At 69.8% G+C, this 15830-nt stretch carries 15 protein-coding genes; 6 read left to right on the top strand and 9 right to left on the bottom strand.

The genetic code is table 11. From position 1 onward, the window contains the following. The first annotated feature begins 27 nt into the window (after nucleotides 1-27). Nucleotides 28-1536 carry a M48 family metallopeptidase gene (locus AB0J09_RS09445; protein WP_360687748.1) on the top strand — a complete coding sequence of 503 codons (1509 nt, stop codon included), beginning with the start codon at nucleotides 28-30 and terminating at the stop codon, nucleotides 1534-1536. On the opposite strand, the gene AB0J09_RS09440 is transcribed toward AB0J09_RS09445, so the two are convergent. Next, nucleotides 1533-2264: a phosphotransferase gene (locus tag AB0J09_RS09440; protein ID WP_360687745.1), complete on the bottom strand. Its 732-nt coding sequence runs from the start codon at nucleotides 2262-2264 to the stop codon at nucleotides 1533-1535. The two genes, AB0J09_RS09445 and AB0J09_RS09440, sit on opposite strands and share 4 nt — an antisense overlap. A 106-nt stretch (nucleotides 2265-2370) precedes the next feature. Between AB0J09_RS09440 and AB0J09_RS09435 the strand changes: the two genes are divergently transcribed. After that, on the top strand, nucleotides 2371-2838 hold the full coding sequence (locus tag AB0J09_RS09435; protein WP_360687742.1) for a DUF6194 family protein: 468 nt from the start codon (nucleotides 2371-2373) through the stop codon (nucleotides 2836-2838). 22 nt (nucleotides 2839-2860) lie between these two features. On the opposite strand, the gene AB0J09_RS09430 is transcribed toward AB0J09_RS09435, so the two are convergent. Then, on the bottom strand, nucleotides 2861-3391 hold the full coding sequence (locus AB0J09_RS09430) for a GNAT family N-acetyltransferase (protein ID WP_360687739.1): 531 nt from the start codon (nucleotides 3389-3391) through the stop codon (nucleotides 2861-2863). Nucleotides 3392-3456: 65 nt separating this feature from the next. Beyond that, nucleotides 3457-4311: a methyltransferase domain-containing protein gene (locus tag AB0J09_RS09425; RefSeq protein WP_360687737.1), complete on the bottom strand. Its 855-nt coding sequence runs from the start codon at nucleotides 4309-4311 to the stop codon at nucleotides 3457-3459. Nucleotides 4312-4720: 409 nt separating this feature from the next. Between AB0J09_RS09425 and AB0J09_RS09420 the strand changes: the two genes are divergently transcribed. Continuing rightward, the gene (locus AB0J09_RS09420) at nucleotides 4721-5521 is read left to right on the top strand and encodes an FHA domain-containing protein (protein ID WP_360687734.1); all 801 of its coding nucleotides are present in this window, start codon (nucleotides 4721-4723) and stop codon (nucleotides 5519-5521) included. On the opposite strand, the gene AB0J09_RS09415 is transcribed toward AB0J09_RS09420, so the two are convergent. Next, nucleotides 5502-5936 (bottom strand): nuclear transport factor 2 family protein, encoded by a 435-nt coding sequence (locus tag AB0J09_RS09415; RefSeq protein WP_360687731.1) that lies wholly within the window; start codon nucleotides 5934-5936, stop codon nucleotides 5502-5504. The genes AB0J09_RS09420 and AB0J09_RS09415 overlap by 20 nt on opposite strands. A 99-nt stretch (nucleotides 5937-6035) precedes the next feature. Here AB0J09_RS09415 and AB0J09_RS09410 point away from each other — a divergent pair, with 99 nt between their 5' ends. Next, entirely contained in the window at nucleotides 6036-6602 is a 567-nt protein-coding gene (locus tag AB0J09_RS09410; RefSeq protein WP_360687728.1) for a helix-turn-helix domain-containing protein, read from the top strand. Here the strand turns inward: AB0J09_RS09410 and ppdK are convergent. Beyond that, nucleotides 6599-9232: a pyruvate, phosphate dikinase gene (gene ppdK / locus AB0J09_RS09405; protein WP_360687725.1), complete on the bottom strand. Its 2634-nt coding sequence runs from the start codon at nucleotides 9230-9232 to the stop codon at nucleotides 6599-6601. The two genes, AB0J09_RS09410 and ppdK, sit on opposite strands and share 4 nt — an antisense overlap. Nucleotides 9233-9461: 229 nt before the next feature. Between ppdK and AB0J09_RS09400 the strand changes: the two genes are divergently transcribed. Continuing rightward, nucleotides 9462-10886: a cytochrome b N-terminal domain-containing protein gene (locus AB0J09_RS09400; protein WP_360687722.1), complete on the top strand. Its 1425-nt coding sequence runs from the start codon at nucleotides 9462-9464 to the stop codon at nucleotides 10884-10886. A 124-nt stretch (nucleotides 10887-11010) separates the two neighbouring features. Here the strand turns inward: AB0J09_RS09400 and AB0J09_RS09395 are convergent, their stop codons facing one another. Continuing rightward, nucleotides 11011-12396 carry a glycine--tRNA ligase gene (locus AB0J09_RS09395; protein ID WP_360687719.1) on the bottom strand — a complete coding sequence of 462 codons (1386 nt, stop codon included), beginning with the start codon at nucleotides 12394-12396 and terminating at the stop codon, nucleotides 11011-11013. Between the two features lie 95 nt (nucleotides 12397-12491). Continuing rightward, nucleotides 12492-12779 (bottom strand): antibiotic biosynthesis monooxygenase family protein, encoded by a 288-nt coding sequence (locus AB0J09_RS09390; RefSeq protein ID WP_360687716.1) that lies wholly within the window; start codon nucleotides 12777-12779, stop codon nucleotides 12492-12494. A gap of 58 nt (nucleotides 12780-12837) precedes the next feature. Between AB0J09_RS09390 and AB0J09_RS09385 the strand changes: the two genes are divergently transcribed. After that, nucleotides 12838-13182 carry a DUF6703 family protein gene (locus AB0J09_RS09385; protein ID WP_360687713.1) on the top strand — a complete coding sequence of 115 codons (345 nt, stop codon included), beginning with the start codon at nucleotides 12838-12840 and terminating at the stop codon, nucleotides 13180-13182. Here the strand turns inward: AB0J09_RS09385 and AB0J09_RS09380 are convergent. Further along, a complete protein-coding gene (locus AB0J09_RS09380) occupies nucleotides 13179-14708 on the bottom strand; it encodes an aldehyde dehydrogenase family protein (protein WP_360687710.1) in 1530 nt (509 codons plus the stop codon). The two genes, AB0J09_RS09385 and AB0J09_RS09380, sit on opposite strands and share 4 nt — an antisense overlap. Nucleotides 14709-14718: 10 nt before the next feature. Then, a partial coding sequence (locus AB0J09_RS09375; RefSeq protein WP_360687707.1) for a thiamine pyrophosphate-dependent enzyme occupies nucleotides 14719-15830 on the bottom strand: 1112 nt, incomplete at its 5' end.

The following is a 15830-nucleotide window of genomic DNA, read 5'->3' as shown; positions in this document are numbered from 1 at the left end:
GAACCCATTCCCCGGGAGCCCTCCCCCATGACGACAGCGTTCCGAGCAGTGCTGGCCTTCACCCTGCTCGCCGGCTTCTACGTTCTGGTCGGCCTCATCCTGGCGGCCGCCATCTTCTTCGACGTCCTGCTCCTCGTTGACTTCCACGCCAACGCCCTCAAGATCGCAATCGTCCTCACCCTGGCCGCCGGCGCGCTCGTACGGGCGCTGTTCATGGTGAGCCGCCGCCAGGGCGGTGAGCAGCCCGGGGTACCGGTCGGGCGCGAGCACGAGCCGGTGTTGTGGCAGACGGTCGAGGACCTCGCGCAGCGCGTGCGCACGGCACCGCCGGACGAGATCCGGCTGGTGGCGGAGGTGAACGCGGCCGTCTCCGAGGACACGCGCTGGCTGGGCATGAAGGCGACGCGGAGGCGGATGTTCATCGGCCTGCCGCTGCTGCAGACGCTCACGGTGGACGAGATGCGCGCGGTGCTCGGGCACGAGCTCGGCCACTACAGCGGCGCCCACACGCGCCTGGGCGCGCCGGTCTACCGGGGGCGGGTCTCGCTCATCGCCACCGTCCATGGGCTGGGCAACCACCCGTTCATCCAGCGCCTGTTCACCTGGTACGCCAAGCTCTACCTCCGGGTCTCGCAGGCCGTCTCGCGCAAGCAGGAGCTGGAGGCCGACCAGTTCGCGGTCTCGATCAGCGGCCGGCAGGCCATGGCCGGCGCACTGCGCAAGATCCACGCCACCGCGACGGGCTGGGACCTGTACGTCAACGACTACCTGTCGCTGACCGGCGCGGGCGGCACCAGACCGGTCTCGGTGTTCGGCGGCTTCCACGCCCTCATGAGCGACCCCGACCGCCAGTCCGAGATCGCCAAGCTGGGCGAGGAGCCGGAGGAGGTCTCCCCGTACGACTCCCATCCCAGCCTGGCCGAGCGCCTGGCCGCCATCGACCGCCTGCCGGAGCCGCCGCACGTGCCGGATCCCCGGTCCGCGCTGACGCTGCTGCGCGACGCGAACGTGGCGGTGCAGGCGGTGGAGCAGTCCATGTGGACGCCGGAGGCGCTGACGGGGCTGCGGCCGGTGTCGTGGGAGGAGCTGGTGGCGCACGGCATGTACACGGGCCGCAACGCCGAGGCCCTGCGCGACCTGGCGGTGGCCGGGCAGCGGGTCATGGGGGCCGCGCGGCCGTACCTGGACGCCGCCTTCGAGGCGATCGCGCGGGGCCGGCAGGCGGAGCTGGAGGCCGTGCTGCGCGAGCTGGGCTGGAACCCGTCGGACACCCTGCTGGCCGGGGTGCTGGGGCAGGCTCTGGAGGCTGTGCTGATCCAGCTCGGGCAGGCCAAGTGGACCCTGTCGTGGTCGGGGCCGGCGCGGCTGCTGTACGACGACGGGGAGGAGGTGGCGCTGTCGGAGTACGCCGCGCAGGTGGCGGCCAACCCGGCGGCCGTGCTCGGGCTCCGGCAGTGGCTGGGAGACCACGGCATGCGCGCCGACTACGTCCCCATCGAGGAGCCCGCCCCCGGGGCTCCGGTTTCCCCGGTCTAGCGCAGGGCCCGCTCGAACGCGGCGCGGTGCTCGGCGACCCAGTCGTGGCAGGCGCGTACCTGCGCGACGACTCCGCCCTCGCGCAACCTGATCGCGTACGGCATCCCGGCCGCCGCGTCGGCCTCGATGCCGCGCCGGCATCTGTCCTGCCACCACAGGATCGCCTCGACCACCTCGCCGCGCTCCCCCAGCCCGTAGGCGTCGCAGATCAGCCGCACCCGCCGGGCCGCGTCGGCCGGGTCCTCGACCGCGGGTCCCAGGCCCGCGTACTGCCAGCAGACATGCGCCACGTCGTGGACGCGCCAGCCCGGCCCGGCGATGTCCCAGTCGATGAACGCCACCGGCCGCAGCTCCTCGCCCCGGTAGACGGTGTTCTTGGGTGACAGGTCGTTGTGGCAGACGACCTCCTCCTCGCCGGCCAGCGGCGTGCCGGCGGTCAGGTCGTGGAACTCCCGCACCAGCTCGGCCACCCGCGCCAGGCTCTCGTCTGAGGTGACGCCGTCCGGCTGGACGTCCTCCCAGGCCACGTGGCCGTCCACGAAGCTCAGGATCTCGCGGCCCCGCTCGTCGAGCCCCAAGAACCGGGGCGCGCCCGCCCACCCGCTCCGCTCGAACAGGCGCAGCAGCTCGTGCACGTACGCGGCCCGTTGCCCGGGCGTTCGCCGGACGGTGTCGCCGACGCGGACGACGGCGTTGACGAAACCCCCGGGAAGGTGTGTCTCGGACATGCTCCCCAGCCTGTCAGATGCTTCTGCGGTTTGAGACTTTCGTGCGATCGACCGACTAGATGGAGCGGAAAGTCTCACTGGGAGGGTCAATGAAACACTTGAAGGCATGACCGAGAACGAGATCATTGGATTCGTGTCCGGCTTCCCCGGAGCCGTGGCCATGACCATCAGCGCGGACAGCGGAGCGCCCGAGATCGCCTGGGGAGACACGTTCTTCTACTACGACCCGGAGGGCACTCTGGAGGCCCGCCCCCGGCAGCCGTTCGCGACCATCGTCACCAAGGACTACGACGGGTACGACACCGCCTCCGACCTGAACAGGCAGGGCGTGTTCCGGCTGAACATCCACGTCGGGAGCGGCGAGTTCCAGCGGCTCGTCGGATTCCCGCCGAAGGAGCACGCCGAGCACCACGCCGGCATCGACTACACGGTCGAGGACCGCGTCATCCCGCACCCGGTGTACGCGCGTCAGGGCTGGATCGCGATCCTGAACCCGGGCGAGCAGGTCCGCCCCCTTCTGACCGAGGCCCACGCCCGCGCCGTGGCCCACCACCGTCCCCTCAGGGCCTCATGACCCATCCGGCTGCCGTGGCGCGTCAGTCGTCGTGCCAGTCCGGCGGTGTGACCGTGCCGGAGAGCCAGTCGCGGCGGAGGATCGCGTAGCCGACGGAGTCATGGAGCTTGCCGTCCCTGTCCGGCCACGCCTCCCGGTAGTGCGACTCCTTGGCGTACCCGCTCTTGCGGAAGACCGCCCTCATCACGTGGTTGTCCTGGCGGGTGTTGCCCTCGATCCGGTTGATGTGCGGCATCTCGGTGAACAGGTAGCCGGTCAGCCAGGCGACCGCCTTGGCGCCGAGGCCCCGGCCCCGCCACTCCTGCCCTATCCGCAGGTCGAACATGGGCGTCTCGTCGGCGAGATCCAGCAGCTTGATCAGACCGACGCGCTCCCCGTCGGCGAGCACCCAGAACGTCCTCGTCTCCTCGTTGTCGTAAAGGCCGTCGGCGGCGCGGCTCCTCACGACCTCGGGGTCCTGGGTGCCCGCGTGGAAGGGCCATTCCTGCCGGGTCAGGAAGTCGACGAGAAGGTCGGTGTCGTCGAGGGAGAATCTCGCGAACTCGATGCGCATCCCCGCATCCTGCTCGTCGGCTTCGCGCCCGGGCAAACGAATTACGACAGGAGCGGTCCGCTCCCCTATCCGATCACCCGCTCAGGGCTGTCCAGCCAGACCCGCTGCCCCTCGGGTGTGACCGTCATGCCGAACCGCTCCCGCTCCGGCTCGTCCCACTCCGTCCACGTCCGGTAGGCCTCACGCCGATCTCCGATGAGGTCGACGGCCAGGGCCGCGCCGGACGGGTCGTTCTGCCGGGTGCACATCGTCGTGAGCCGCGAGAACCGGCCGCTCGCCGTGCCGTCCGGCCCGGCCACCAGCCGCAGGGCGTGATTGTCACCGAACCCGCAGACGATCGCCGCCCCTGGGCGGGCCTGCGCGATCCAGGCGTACGGCACGATGCGCACGGCGTACGTCACTTGCACCCCGTCATACGGCGCCCGCTCGGCACAGCCCGCCGCGCCGTCCCCCAGGACGAGGTGGGGCATGGCGCCGGCGGCCGCCAGGTTCTTCGCGGCCTGCTCGGCGACGGCGGCGTCCGCCTCGACCGAGGTCACGCTGCCCGACTGGCCGACCAGGCGGCCGAGCAGCGCGGCGGTCCATCCCGTGCCCGTCCCCACCTCCAGCACCCGCTGCCCGGACACGGGCCCGAGCAGCTCGAGCAGATCGGCGACCGCGCTGGGCGCGGGGCACGAGCACCCATTGCCTGTCACGATCGGCCGGCCCGCGTAGACGGCGTCCCACCAGGCCGGCGGGTCGGTGTCCCGGTCGATCGGCACGCGACGCCCGTCGCGCTCGATCGACTCGCCCACGGGTGGCATGAACCAGTGGCGGGGAACCGCCCGCAACGCCTGCTCGATCGGGCGGGTGAGGGGCAGGCGGTGCTCGGTGATGGCCGCGATCATGGCGTCCAGCCGCCATGCGATGTGCGGCAACATCACGTCTCCCCGTTCGCGAAAGGATGCCCACAGTTGTGCCACCCCACAGCTCCACCTCCGCACCGCCGAAAACGCTATCCGTGACGGTACGGCTACGATCCGAATGCGGCAAGGGGTTCCATGGAAGTGACCGGCGACCCGGCACTGCGGCGCCGCCCGAACGGCCCGGGGCGTGCTGACTCCTCGGCCGAGCAGGTGTGGAGGAAGGCGTCCAAAGCGTGATCAGAACTCTGCGTATTTCCACCTTCACGCAGTAGATTCGGGAGCGCGCGGTGTTCCGCCCTGGTCGCTCCGCCACCACGCGGCCACCCGGCGCCTGAACCCTCCTCGTGCGGGCCGGGAGGGGTCCCGGAGAGGTTGGGGCACCATGTGGGGGCGCGCGTACGACCAGCACCAAGGAGGCGAGTAGATGAGCGTCGCCAACAGCCTCGCGCATGGTGTGGAGGCGGCCGTTCCCGGCACACTCCACGCCCGCACCATCACCGGTGGCATCAAGGTCCGGCCGCGCCCGGGCCGCCAGGTCCGCTTCGGCCGGGCCAAGCGGCCGGCCGTCGACCTGAGCGTGGGGACGGACGACCAGTCGGTGAGCCGTCTGCACGCCGAGGTGACGTACCAGGACAGCTACTGGTGGCTGCGCAACATGGGCCAGCAGCTCATGCGCCTGCCGCACGGCCAGCTGATGCACCAGTCATCCGATCCCGTCCCGCTGACGGCGGGCTACACCCCGCTGTTCATCAGGGGCTCCGGCTACCGTCAGCATCTGGTGGAGCTCTACGTCACGGGACCCTACGGCGACACCCAGACGGACCGCCACGAGGCCGAGACCATCCCGCCGAAGATCTGGGAGATAAACGCGGCAGAGCGCCTGCTCCTGGTGGTCCTGGGCGAACGCTACCTGCTGTACGAGGAGGCGCCTCGGCCGCTGACGTACAAGCAGGCCGCGGCCCGGCTGGCCTACCTCCGCCCGGATGACGACTGGCGGGCGAACATCATCGAGGACCGCATCGAGGCCGTCCGCTACCGCCTCCACGCCGGCGGCTTCCCGTACCCGCTGCGCCACGACAAGGCGGAGGGCCGCCCCTACGACAACAACCTCCTGCACAACCTCCTCAGAGGCCTGGTCGAGTCGACGACCCTCGTCCCCCCGGACCTGGACCTCCTGGAGTCCGGGCTCGTCCATCCAGGCACGGCTACCCAGCCAGAGCGGTGAGCAGGTCCCCGACGGCGCCGAAGGCGACGGCCGCGTCGAGGGGGTTGGCGTAGGACCGGTGGGAGACGATGAGCCCGTCGCGTACCCGGGCGACCATGACCAGGTCGAAGGCGAAGCGCTTGCCGGTGGCGGTGACGGTGCCGTGCAGCCGGTATTCAGCGATGACGACCTCCGGGTCGGCCGTCTGGTGGATCCGGGCGTCGGTGACGGCGTCGAAGCGCTGCACCAGCGCCCCCTCGCGCAGGTGAGCGCGGAAGGTCTCGCGGCCCGGCTCCTGAGCCGGCACGCCCGGCGGCAGATACGGCATCTCGAAGACGGCGTCCTCCGCGAACAGGTCGGCCATCTCCTCACAGGGGCCGTGGGCGACGAGGCTCAGCAACTGCTCGACGATCTGGTGTGCGCCGGCAACGGTCATGGCATACTCCTTGATTAAGCGGGGCGTTTGCACCGCTTAATCATTATGCGGGGCGCTCGCCCCGGTTTGCAAGGGGGACGATTGGACAGCCAGCGGCCGATGCGTGCCGACGCCCGGCGCAACAGGGAACGCATCCTCGAAACCGCCCGCGAGGCCTTCGCCACCGAGGGCCTGACCGTGTCGCTCGATGAGATAGCCCGCCGGGCCGGGGTCGGCCCAGGCACCGTCCACCGCCACTTCCCGGCCAAGGAGGCGTTGATCGAGGCGGTCCTCACCGAGCACCTCGCCTCGCTCACCGAGCAGGCCCGCCAGGCCGTCCAGAGCGACCGCGACGGGTCGGCGTTCTTCCCGTTCCTGCACAGCCTGATCAGCGAGGCCCACGGCAAGCAGGACCTGGCCGACGCGCTCGCCCAGGCCGGCGTCAAGCTGTCCGAGCGCACCCAGGAGACGGCCCTGGACCTCCGCCAGGCCTTCGCCGATCTGCTCGTACGGGCACAGGATGCCGGCGCCGTGCGGACGGACGTGGACGCCGAGGATGTGCAGGCGATCGTCCTGGGAGCACTCACCGCCGAGCGCCACCATCCCGCCCCCGACCGGCCCGGCCGCATGGCCGCCGTCGTGCTCGACTGCCTGCTGCCTGCGCGAGAGGAACGGCCGCGCGACTAGCGCGTGTCGGAGTCCGTTTCGGCCAGGGCGGCGCGGCCGGCCTCCAGGCGGGCTATCGGGATGCGGAAGGGCGAGCAGGAGACGTAGTCCAGGCCGACCTCGTGGCAGAAGTGCACCGAGTCCGGGTCGCCGCCGTGCTCGCCGCAGATGCCCAGGTGCAGGTCCGGACGGGCCGACCTGCCCTCCTCCACCGCGATCTTGATCAGGCGGCCCACGCCCTCCCTGTCCAGGGTCTCGAACGGGGAGACGCCGAAGATGCCCAGGTCCAGGTAGCGGGAGAAGAAGGCCGACTCCACGTCGTCCCGGGAGAAGCCCCACGCCATCTGGGTGAGGTCGTTGGTGCCGAACGAGAAGAACTCCGCCGCCTCCGCTATCTGGGCCGCCGTCAGGGCCGCCCTCGGGACCTCGATCATGGTGCCGATGAGAGCGTCCACGCCGGTCTCCGCGAGGATCTTCTCCGCCTCCTCACGTACCGACTCCAGCTCCTGTACGGCCGCCACCAGCGGGATCATGATCTCCGGCCGGGCGCCGGGCACCTCCTTGGCCGCCTGGGCGATCGCCCTCACCTGCATCGTGAACAGGCCCGGGATCACCAGGCCCAGGCGCACGCCCCTGAGTCCCAGCATCGGGTTCTGCTCGTGGAGGCGCTTCACCGCGGCGAGGAGCCGGCGGTCCTTCTCGGTGGCCTCGTCCGTGGCGGCCTTGACCGAGAGGTCCACGATGTCGGGGAGGAATTCGTGGAGAGGCGGGTCGATGAGGCGGACCGTGACGGGGGCGCCGCCCATCGCCTGAAATATCTGGGTGAAGTCGGCCTTCTGTAGCGGCTCCAGCGCGTCCAGCGCCGCCTGGCGCTCCTCGTCGGTCGACGCGAGGACCAGGTCCTCCACCAATTGTCTGCGCTCACCCAGGAACATGTGCTCCGTACGGCACAGCCCGATGCCCTCCGCCCCGAAGCGGCGGGCCCGCGCCGCGTCCTCCGGGGTGTCGGCGTTCGCCCGCACGCCCAGCCGCCGCATCGAGTCCGCGTGGCGCATGATCCGGTCCACGGCCTTGACCAGCTCGTCCTCCGGCGGGGCGCCCTCGAAGTACTCGACCACCGCCGAGTCCACGACCGGCACCTCCCCGAGGAAGATCTCCCCGGAGGTTCCGTCGATGGAGATGACGTCGCCCTCGGACACCGCCACCCCGCCGGGCGCGGTGAAGCGGCGCTCATGGGGAGAGACTTCCAGCTCCTCCGCCCCGCACACGCACGTCTTGCCCATGCCCCTGGCGACCACAGCGGCGTGGGAGGTCTTGCCGCCGCGGCTGGTCAGGATGCCCTTGGCGGCGATCATGCCGGCCAGGTCGTCGGGGTTGGTCTCACGGCGGACCAGGATGACGTCCTCGCCCTGCTGCGACAGCTCCACCGCCCGCTCGGACGAGAAGACGGCCTTGCCCACGGCGGCGCCGGGGGAGGCGTTCATGCCCTTGGCGATCTTCTTCTTCTCCGCGCCGCCGTCGAAGCGGGGGAACATGAGCTGCGCCAGCTGATCGCCGGTGACCCGGGTGACGGCCTCGTCGAGCGTGATCAGGCCCTGGTCCACGAGCTGCGTGGCGATGCAGAAGGCGGCCGCCGCGGTGCGCTTGCCGACCCGCGTCTGCAGCATCCACAACTTGCCGCGCTCGATCGTGAACTCGATGTCGCACAAGTCCTTGTAGTGGTTCTCGAGGGTCTCCATGATCCGGAGCAGCTCTTCGTACGAGGGCTTGTCGATGCGCTCGAGCTCCTCCAGCGGGATCGTGTTGCGGATGCCGGCCACCACGTCCTCGCCCTGGGCGTTCTGCAGGTAGTCGCCGTAGATGCCCTGCCTGCCGGTGCCCGGGTCGCGGGTGAAGGCGACGCCGGTGCCGGAGTCGTTGCCGACGTTGCCGAAGACCATGGCCACGATGTTCACGGCGGTGCCGAGGTCGGCGGGGATGCGTTCCTGGCGGCGGTAGAGGATGGCCCGGGGAGCGTTCCAGGAGTCGAAGACCGCCATGACGGCCAGGCGCATCTGCTCGCGCGGGTCGCTGGGGAAGTCCTTGCCGGTCTGGTCGCGGACGATGCCCTTGAACGTCTCCACGAGCCGCTGCAGCTCGCCCGCGTCGAGGTCGGTGTCCTGGCGCCTGCCCTTCAGCTCGTCGAGCGCGTGCTCGAACAGGTCGCCGTCGATCCCGAGCACCGTCTTGCCGAACATCTGGATGAGCCTGCGGTACGAGTCCCACGCGAAGCGGTCGTTGCCGCCCGCCTGCTTGGCCAGGCCGTGCACCGACTCGTCGTTGAGCCCGATGTTGAGGACGGTCTCCATCATGCCCGGCATGGAGAACTTCGCCCCGGACCGCACGCTCACCAGCAGCGGGTCGTCGGCCTGCCCGAGCCGCCGGCCCATCTGCTCCTCGAGCGCGTCGAGGTGCTCGGCGACCTCCTCGTCCAGGCCGTCCGGTACGACGCCCGTCGCCAGATAGTGGCGGCAGGCGTCGGTGGTGATCGTGAATCCGGGGGGAACAGGCAGCCCGAGGTTGGTCATTTCAGCGAGATTCGCACCCTTGCCGCCGAGAAGATCCTTGAGATTCCTGTTGCCCTCGGTGAAGTCGTAAACGTACTTGGCCACCACACGCTCCAATCAACGCCTCTGCCCGGACTCTACCGGCGAAATTGATGATGAAACTGCACCCCTCGGATAAGTTGTCGTTTGCGCTGGTAAACGGCCTACAACAGGTCTAATCCAATTAAAGTTCTGGAAGATGCAAAATTGGCTTAGACCAATTGGTTTACACCAATTCTTGTGAAAGGCGGGCGGTGGGTGCAGAATCAGATCACACCCCCATCAGGAGGCGCCCATGGCCACTCCTACCAAGCCCAAGCGGCGCGCCCGCTTAGTCGCGGGAGCCGCAAAGGCGGCCGTCGATTCCGCGATCTACCTCGACGACCGCCTGCCGTTCGCCCGCTGGCTCCGGCCGCAGCTGCGCAAGCTGTTCCCGAGCCACTGGACGTTCCTGCTGGGCGAGCTGGCGCTCTACTCGTTCGCGCTGCTGGTGCTCACGGGCACGTTCCTCACCCTGTTCTACGAACCCCACCCCGGCGTGGCCTTCGCGTCCGCCACGGAGACCAGCCTGGACGTGCGGGGCGGGCTGCTGATGCGGCAGCTCCACCACTGGTCGGCCACGGTGTTCGTGCTGGCGATCGTGGCCCACCTGTGCCGGGTGTTCTTCACCGGCGCGTTCCGGCGGCCGCGCGAGCTGACCTGGATGCTCGGGGTGGTGCTGTTCGGGCTGGTGCTGTTCGAGTCGTTCCTGGGCGTCTCGCTGCCCGGTGACCAGCTCGCGATGACCGGCCTGCGCGAGGCACACGGGCTGCTGCTGTCGATCCCTCTGGTGGGCACGTACCTGGCGGCGTTCGCCTTCGACGGCGGGTTCCCCGGGCAGGTCATCCCACGGGTGTTCGTCACCCATGTGCTGCTGGTGCCGGGGATCCTGATGGCGGTGGTGCCGCTGCACGCGCTGATCCTCACCTGGCGGCAGAAGCACACCGAGCGAAGGAGCTCGCGACGAGAGAGCGAGGAACGAGCCAACGAGGAGCGAAGCGGTCGCGACCATGAACACGAGCGCAGGGCGACGGCAGCCGACGAGCACCGGGTGACCGGCGGCCCGTTCTTCCCGTACTTCGCGGTCAAGAACGGCGCCACGGCGCTGTTCACGATGGGAGCCATCGCGGCGCTCGCCACGTTCGTGCGGGTCAACCCGGTGTGGGAGCACGGGGCGTACCGGGCGGGCGGATATGTGCCGTCGGCGCAGCCGTTCTGGTACTTCGGGGTGCTGGACGGCGCGCAGCGGCTCGTCCCGCCGTGGGAGATCACCATCGGCGGGTACGTGTTGCAGCCGGGGCTCTGGATCCCGCCGCTCATCCTCACGGTCTTCTTCGGCGTCCTGTTCCTCTACCCGTTCATCGAGCGGCGCTTCACCGGCGACGGCGACCATCACCACCTGCTGGACCGGCCGTCGCAGGCGCCGGTGCGCACGGCGCTGGGCGTCGCGGTCATCGCGTTCTTCACGGTGTTGTGGGCGGGGATGTGGGTGTCGGAGGCGTCGCCGCGGATGCACTCCGCGCCGGGCTTCCCGCAGCCGGCGCGCGCCCCCGACGCGCTGCTGACCGTGCCGCACGACACGTACATGATGATCGTGATCGGACTGCGGGTGGCCGTGTTCGTGCTGCCGGTGCTGGCGTTCCTGGTCGCCCGGGCCGTCTGCCGCAGACGAGCAGGCTAGGCCCCCGCCGGAAGTGCGGCGGGTGGTGTCCACCGTGCGCAGCCGTAAGAGACCATGGCTTTGAACGCACAACGGGCCGCCCGCCGAGACAACGGCGAGCGGCCCGTCAGACGAACACTAAAAATCAATCATTGAGGTGCTGGCGCAGGTAGGACTCGACGCCGTCGATCGAGATGCGCTCCTGGGCCATCGAGTCGCGCTCGCGGATGGTCACCGCGTGGTCCTCGAGCGTGTCGAAGTCGACCGTGATGCAGAACGGCGTGCCGATCTCGTCCTGGCGGCGGTAGCGGCGGCCGATGGCGCCCGCGTCGTCGAACTCCACGTTCCACCGGCGGCGCAGCTGCGCGGCCAGGTCGCGGGCCTTGGGCGACAGGTCGGCGTTGCGCGAGAGCGGCAGCACCGCGGCCTTGACCGGCGCGAGCCGGTGGTCGAGCCGCATGACGGTGCGCTTCTCCAGGACCCCCTTGGCGTTGGGCGCCTCGTCCTCGCTGTAGGCGTCGAGCAGGAACGTCAGCGCCGCCCGGTCGACACCGGCCGCCGGCTCGATGACGTAGGGGATGTAGCGCTCCCCCGTGTCCTGCTCGAAGAAGCTCAGGTCGGCGCCGGACGCCTTGGAGTGGGAGCTGAGGTCGAAGTCGGTGCGGTTGGCGACGCCTTCGAGCTCACCCCACTCCGAGCCGGTGAAGTTGAAGCGGTATTCGATGTCCACCGTGCGCTTGGCGTAGTGGGACAGCTTGTCCTTCGGGTGCTCATAGAGGCGCAGGTTGTCCTTGCTGATGCCCAGGTCGGAGTACCAGCGGAAGCGCTCGTCGATCCAGTATTGGTGCCACTCCTCGTCCGTGCCCGGCTTGACGAAGAACTCCATCTCCATCTGCTCGAACTCGCGGGTGCGGAAGATGAAGTTGCCCGGCGTGATCTCGTTGCGGAACGACTTGCCGACCTGGCCGATGCCGAACGGGATCTTCTTGCGTGCCGACTGCTGCACGTTGAGGTAGTTGATGAAGATGCCCTGCGCGGTCTCGGGCCGCAGGTAGGCCAGGCCCGACTCGTCCTCGACCGGGCCGAGATAGGTCTTGAGCAGGCCGCTGAACTGCCTGGGCTCGGTGAAGGTGCCCTTGTTGCCGCAGTTGGGGCAGGTGATGTCGGCCAGGCCGCCCTCGGGCGACTTGCCGTTCTTCTCCTCGTACGCCTCGATGAGGTGATCGGCGCGGAAGCGCTTGTGGCAGGAGAGACACTCGGTCAGCGGGTCGGTGAAGGTTTCGACGTGGCCGCTGGCCCGCCACACCTCGGGCGCAAGGATGACGCAGGAGTCGAGGCCCACGACGTCGTCGCGCGACTGGACCATCGACAGCCACCACTGCCGCTTGACGTTGTTCTTGAGCTCGACACCCAGTGGACCGTAGTCCCACGACGCGCGCAGTCCTCCGTAGATCTCGCTCGACGGGTATACGAGCCCGCGGCGTTTGGCGAGGCTGACGATGGTGTCCATGACGTCGGTGCGTCGTGCCATTTTGGTTGATTCTCTTTCCGGCTGGAGGTCGGCGAGTGAAATTGGTGAGATCCCAGCTTAGGGGACGCACGCACCCTCTCGCGCGCCAGTAATCGTTACGCCCCGTCTTGCGTGTAGACGTCCTCGTAGGCACTGGGTTCGTTGACCATGAGGATCATCAGCGGGTACATCGCCATCCTCGCAGCCGACAAAGCCCTGCGGTAGAACCCGGCGCCCTCCCATTCCGTGACCAGCGCCCACAGGTTGGGCTCATCGACCGAACGGGCCAGCCGGCCACGCCGGTAGCCCGGCTGGGCGGCGAGCGTGTCGAGAATGGTTTGGCCTTGCTTGACGAAGTCTTGGGACTGGGCCTCTGGAACGGTGTATCGGATCACGGCGAGCACCTGACCAGATTAAAGGCGTTACGACAGGCCGACACGCCAACTGCCGTAGGCTCTGAGGGTGGCCCCTGACAGCAAGCGCCCGCTTCCCAAGGGCGAGCAGTTCTTCACGCCGGGCGCGACCGGCCTGCGCAAGGCCGTCGAGCAGCGCAGCGCCGTGCCGATGACGTACTTGTTCACGCAGGTCCCCCGGTGGGTGGCGCCCGCCGTGCTGGTGATCCTGCTGCTGACCGGGTTCGCCGTGGCCAACCCGCTGGGCGGCGTGGCCGTGCTGCCGGTGATCGCGTTCGTCGGCTGGCTGGCGTACCTGTCGTGGCCATCGCTGGGGATCGGCGGGAAGCTCCTGCGAGTCGCCGCGCTGATCTTCCTCGTGCTGGTGGTCGCGACCCGCTTCGGAGCCTTTTAGGGCAGCAGCGTGTAGTGCGGGAAGTTGCCAGGCAGGCGCTCGCCCTCCGGCCCCGTGGTGGCGGCCCGCACGAGCAGCTCGCCGCCGACGAATGCGCCGCGCCAGGACGCCCCGAGCCCGCCGAACAGCTCCTCCCGGTCGCCCCGAGAGCGCGGCCGGTTGTGGCCGACCTTGAAGGCCCGGACCTCCGGTGCCAGCCGCCGGTACGTCTCCTCCTCGTCACAGGAGAGCGTGGCCACCAGGGCGCCGTTGCTGGCGTTCATCGCGGCCAGCAGCTCCGCCTCCGTGTCCACCAGCACGAACGTGTCCACCGGCCCGAACGGCTCGGCGTGGAAGAGGGGCGAGGAGCGGGGCGGGTTGAGGAGTGCCGTCGGCGCAAAATACGCGGAAATATCCTGCCCCGGCAGGAAATGTCCGGTGTCGAGCGGCGCCCTGTGCACCGGCACCCCGCCCCGGGCCACAGCCTCGTCCACCTGGTCGGCCAGCTCCTTGGCCTTCGAGGCGTTGATCAACGGCCCGAAGTCCAGTTCGGGCAGCGGGTCGTCGGGAGAGTCCACCGCGAGCGGATGGCCGAACCGCAGGGATCCCACCGCCGCCAGGTACGCCCCCAGGAACTCGTGGAACAGCGAGCGCTGCACCACGAACCGCGGATAAGCGGTGCACCGCTGCTTGCCGTAGTCGAACGACGCCCGGATCTGCCGCGCGAGCAGGTCCCAGTCGCCGTACTCCCACACGCCCCAGCAGTTGAGCCCCTCCTGCTCCAGCACGTGCCTGCGCCCCACGTCGGCCAGCGAGGTCGCCACCTTCGCCCCCGCGTCCCTGCCGCCCACGAACGACACGCAGCCCAGCGAGCGCCCACCGGCGAGCACCGGCGAAAGCTCCGCCCCTCCCCCGCTGACCAGCGTGAACGGGAGCCCTTCCCGCACGGCCAGCGCGCAGGCGAGCGTGAGGCAGCACAGCCCGCCGTCCGTGGGAGTCTTGGCGATCACCGCGTTGCCGGCCAGCGCCTGCACGAGCATGGCGTGCATGAGCACGCTCATCGGGTAGTTCCAGCTCGCGATGTTGCTGACCGGCCCGGGCAGCGGCGCGCGCCCCGCGACCATGCGGTCGATCTCCTCGACGTACCAGCGCACGCCGTCCAGGCAGCGGTCCACGTCAGCGCGGGCCGTCTTCCACGGCTTGCCGATCTCCCAGACAAGCAGCAGGGCCAGCAGGTCGCGGTGCGCGGCCATGGACTCCACGGCGGCGGACACCATGGCCTTGCGCTCGGCGAGCGGCACGTGCCGCCACCTCTGGTGCTCCTCGACCGCGCCCGCCACCGCGCGTCCGGCGCCCGCCCGGTCGAGCCTGGGCAGGCCCGCGATGGCGGTGCCGTCCAGCGGTGAGAAGCCGGGCACGGGGCGCCCGTCGCGGTGCCAGATGCCGCCCCAGTGGTTCAGCACCCGGTCGTCGTGGAAGGCTTCGGGCGCCGCCGAGCAGCATCGGTCGTAGGCGTCCTGCCAGGCCATACCAGGCTTGAGCCGCATGCGCTCCTCCTCAGTCGGACCAGTCAGCGGTGATGAGCTCGGGCAGCGGCTCGAACTCCTTGATCGCCTCGAGCGAGGGCCCCATGGCGGCGTTGGCCTCGCGCTCGACCATCACCTCCACCAGCACCGGCAGCCGCTCCCGCGCCGACTCCGCCGTCGCCCAGGCCAGCGCGTCGCGGATGTCCCCCGGCAGCTCCACCCGCCGTGCCGGGCAGCCGAACGCCTCCATTGCCTTGACATGGTCGATGCCGCCTTCCCCGTAGTGCAGGTCCACGGCGTAGTTCATGTCGTACGGGATCTCGGCCTGCCGGATGAGCCCCAGGTACTCGTTGTTGATCATGACGATGACGAACGGGACACGGTACTGGGCGGCCACCGCGACCTCCTCCATGAGGAACTGGAAGGAGTAGTCGCCCACCACCGCCACGACCTGGCGCTCGGGATGGGCGCACTTGACGCCCATGGCCGCCGGCACCTCCCAGCCCAGCGGCCCGGCCTGGCCGCAGACCAGGTAGCGGCGCGGCAGGTAGGTCGTCTGGAACTGGCCCGACCAGATCTGGTAGAGCCCGATGGCGGTGACGAACGTGGTGTCCCTGCCGAAATACTCGTTGATCTCCTTGAAGACCCGTGGCGGCTTGATCGGTACGTCGTCGAAGTCGTCGCGCCGGGCCATCGTCCGGCGCAGGTCGGCGATCTTCCGCAGCCACTTGCCGGGCTCCTTCGGCGCCGTACGGCGGCGCGCCTCGCCCAGCAGCTCCGCCAGCACCGGCCGGGCATGGCCGACGATCCCCAGGTCGGGCTCGAAGACCCGGCCGATCTGCGTGGGCTCGATGTCCACGTGCACGAACGTGCGCCCTCTGCGGTAGACCTCGAGGTCGCCGGTGTGCCGGTCGCCGAAGCGGGCGCCCACGGCCAGCACCAGATCGCTGTCCAGGAACGCGGCGTTGCCCCACCGCGTCTGGGTCTGTATGCCCGCCATGCCGGCGAACAGCGGGTGGTCCTCGGGGAAGGCGCCCTTGCCCATGAGCGTCACCTGCACGGGGACCTGGAGGTGCTCGGCCAGCGCGCGCAGCTCGTCGCACGCCTCGGCGATGATCACGCCGCCGCCCGCCAGGATGATCG

This window comes from Nonomuraea sp. NPDC049784 (assembly GCF_040659615.1).
Classification (GTDB): domain Bacteria; phylum Actinomycetota; class Actinomycetes; order Streptosporangiales; family Streptosporangiaceae; genus Nonomuraea.
Note: the sequence above shows the minus strand (reverse complement) of the source record. Positions and strands in the feature narration are given on the sequence as shown.

Bases quoted from the DNA above. Each gene is read 5' to 3' on its own strand.
- AB0J09_RS09445 (WP_360687748.1), top strand. From the start codon at position 28: ATGACGACAGCGTTCCGAGCAGTGCTGGCCTTCACCCTGCTCGCCGGC.
- AB0J09_RS09380 (WP_360687710.1), bottom strand. From the start codon at position 14,708: ATGCGGCTCAAGCCTGGTATGGCCTGGCAGGACGCCTACGACCGATGC.
- AB0J09_RS09395 (WP_360687719.1), bottom strand. From the start codon at position 12,396: ATGGCACGACGCACCGACGTCATGGACACCATCGTCAGCCTCGCCAAA.
- AB0J09_RS09410 (WP_360687728.1), top strand. From the start codon at position 6,036: ATGCGTGCCGACGCCCGGCGCAACAGGGAACGCATCCTCGAAACCGCC.
- AB0J09_RS09415 (WP_360687731.1), bottom strand. From the start codon at position 5,936: ATGACCGTTGCCGGCGCACACCAGATCGTCGAGCAGTTGCTGAGCCTC.
- AB0J09_RS09420 (WP_360687734.1), top strand. From the start codon at position 4,721: ATGAGCGTCGCCAACAGCCTCGCGCATGGTGTGGAGGCGGCCGTTCCC.
- AB0J09_RS09430 (WP_360687739.1), bottom strand. From the start codon at position 3,391: ATGCGCATCGAGTTCGCGAGATTCTCCCTCGACGACACCGACCTTCTC.
- AB0J09_RS09435 (WP_360687742.1), top strand. From the start codon at position 2,371: ATGACCGAGAACGAGATCATTGGATTCGTGTCCGGCTTCCCCGGAGCC.
- AB0J09_RS09400 (WP_360687722.1), top strand. From the start codon at position 9,462: ATGGCCACTCCTACCAAGCCCAAGCGGCGCGCCCGCTTAGTCGCGGGA.
- AB0J09_RS09440 (WP_360687745.1), bottom strand. From the start codon at position 2,264: ATGTCCGAGACACACCTTCCCGGGGGTTTCGTCAACGCCGTCGTCCGC.
- AB0J09_RS09425 (WP_360687737.1), bottom strand. From the start codon at position 4,311: ATGTTGCCGCACATCGCATGGCGGCTGGACGCCATGATCGCGGCCATC.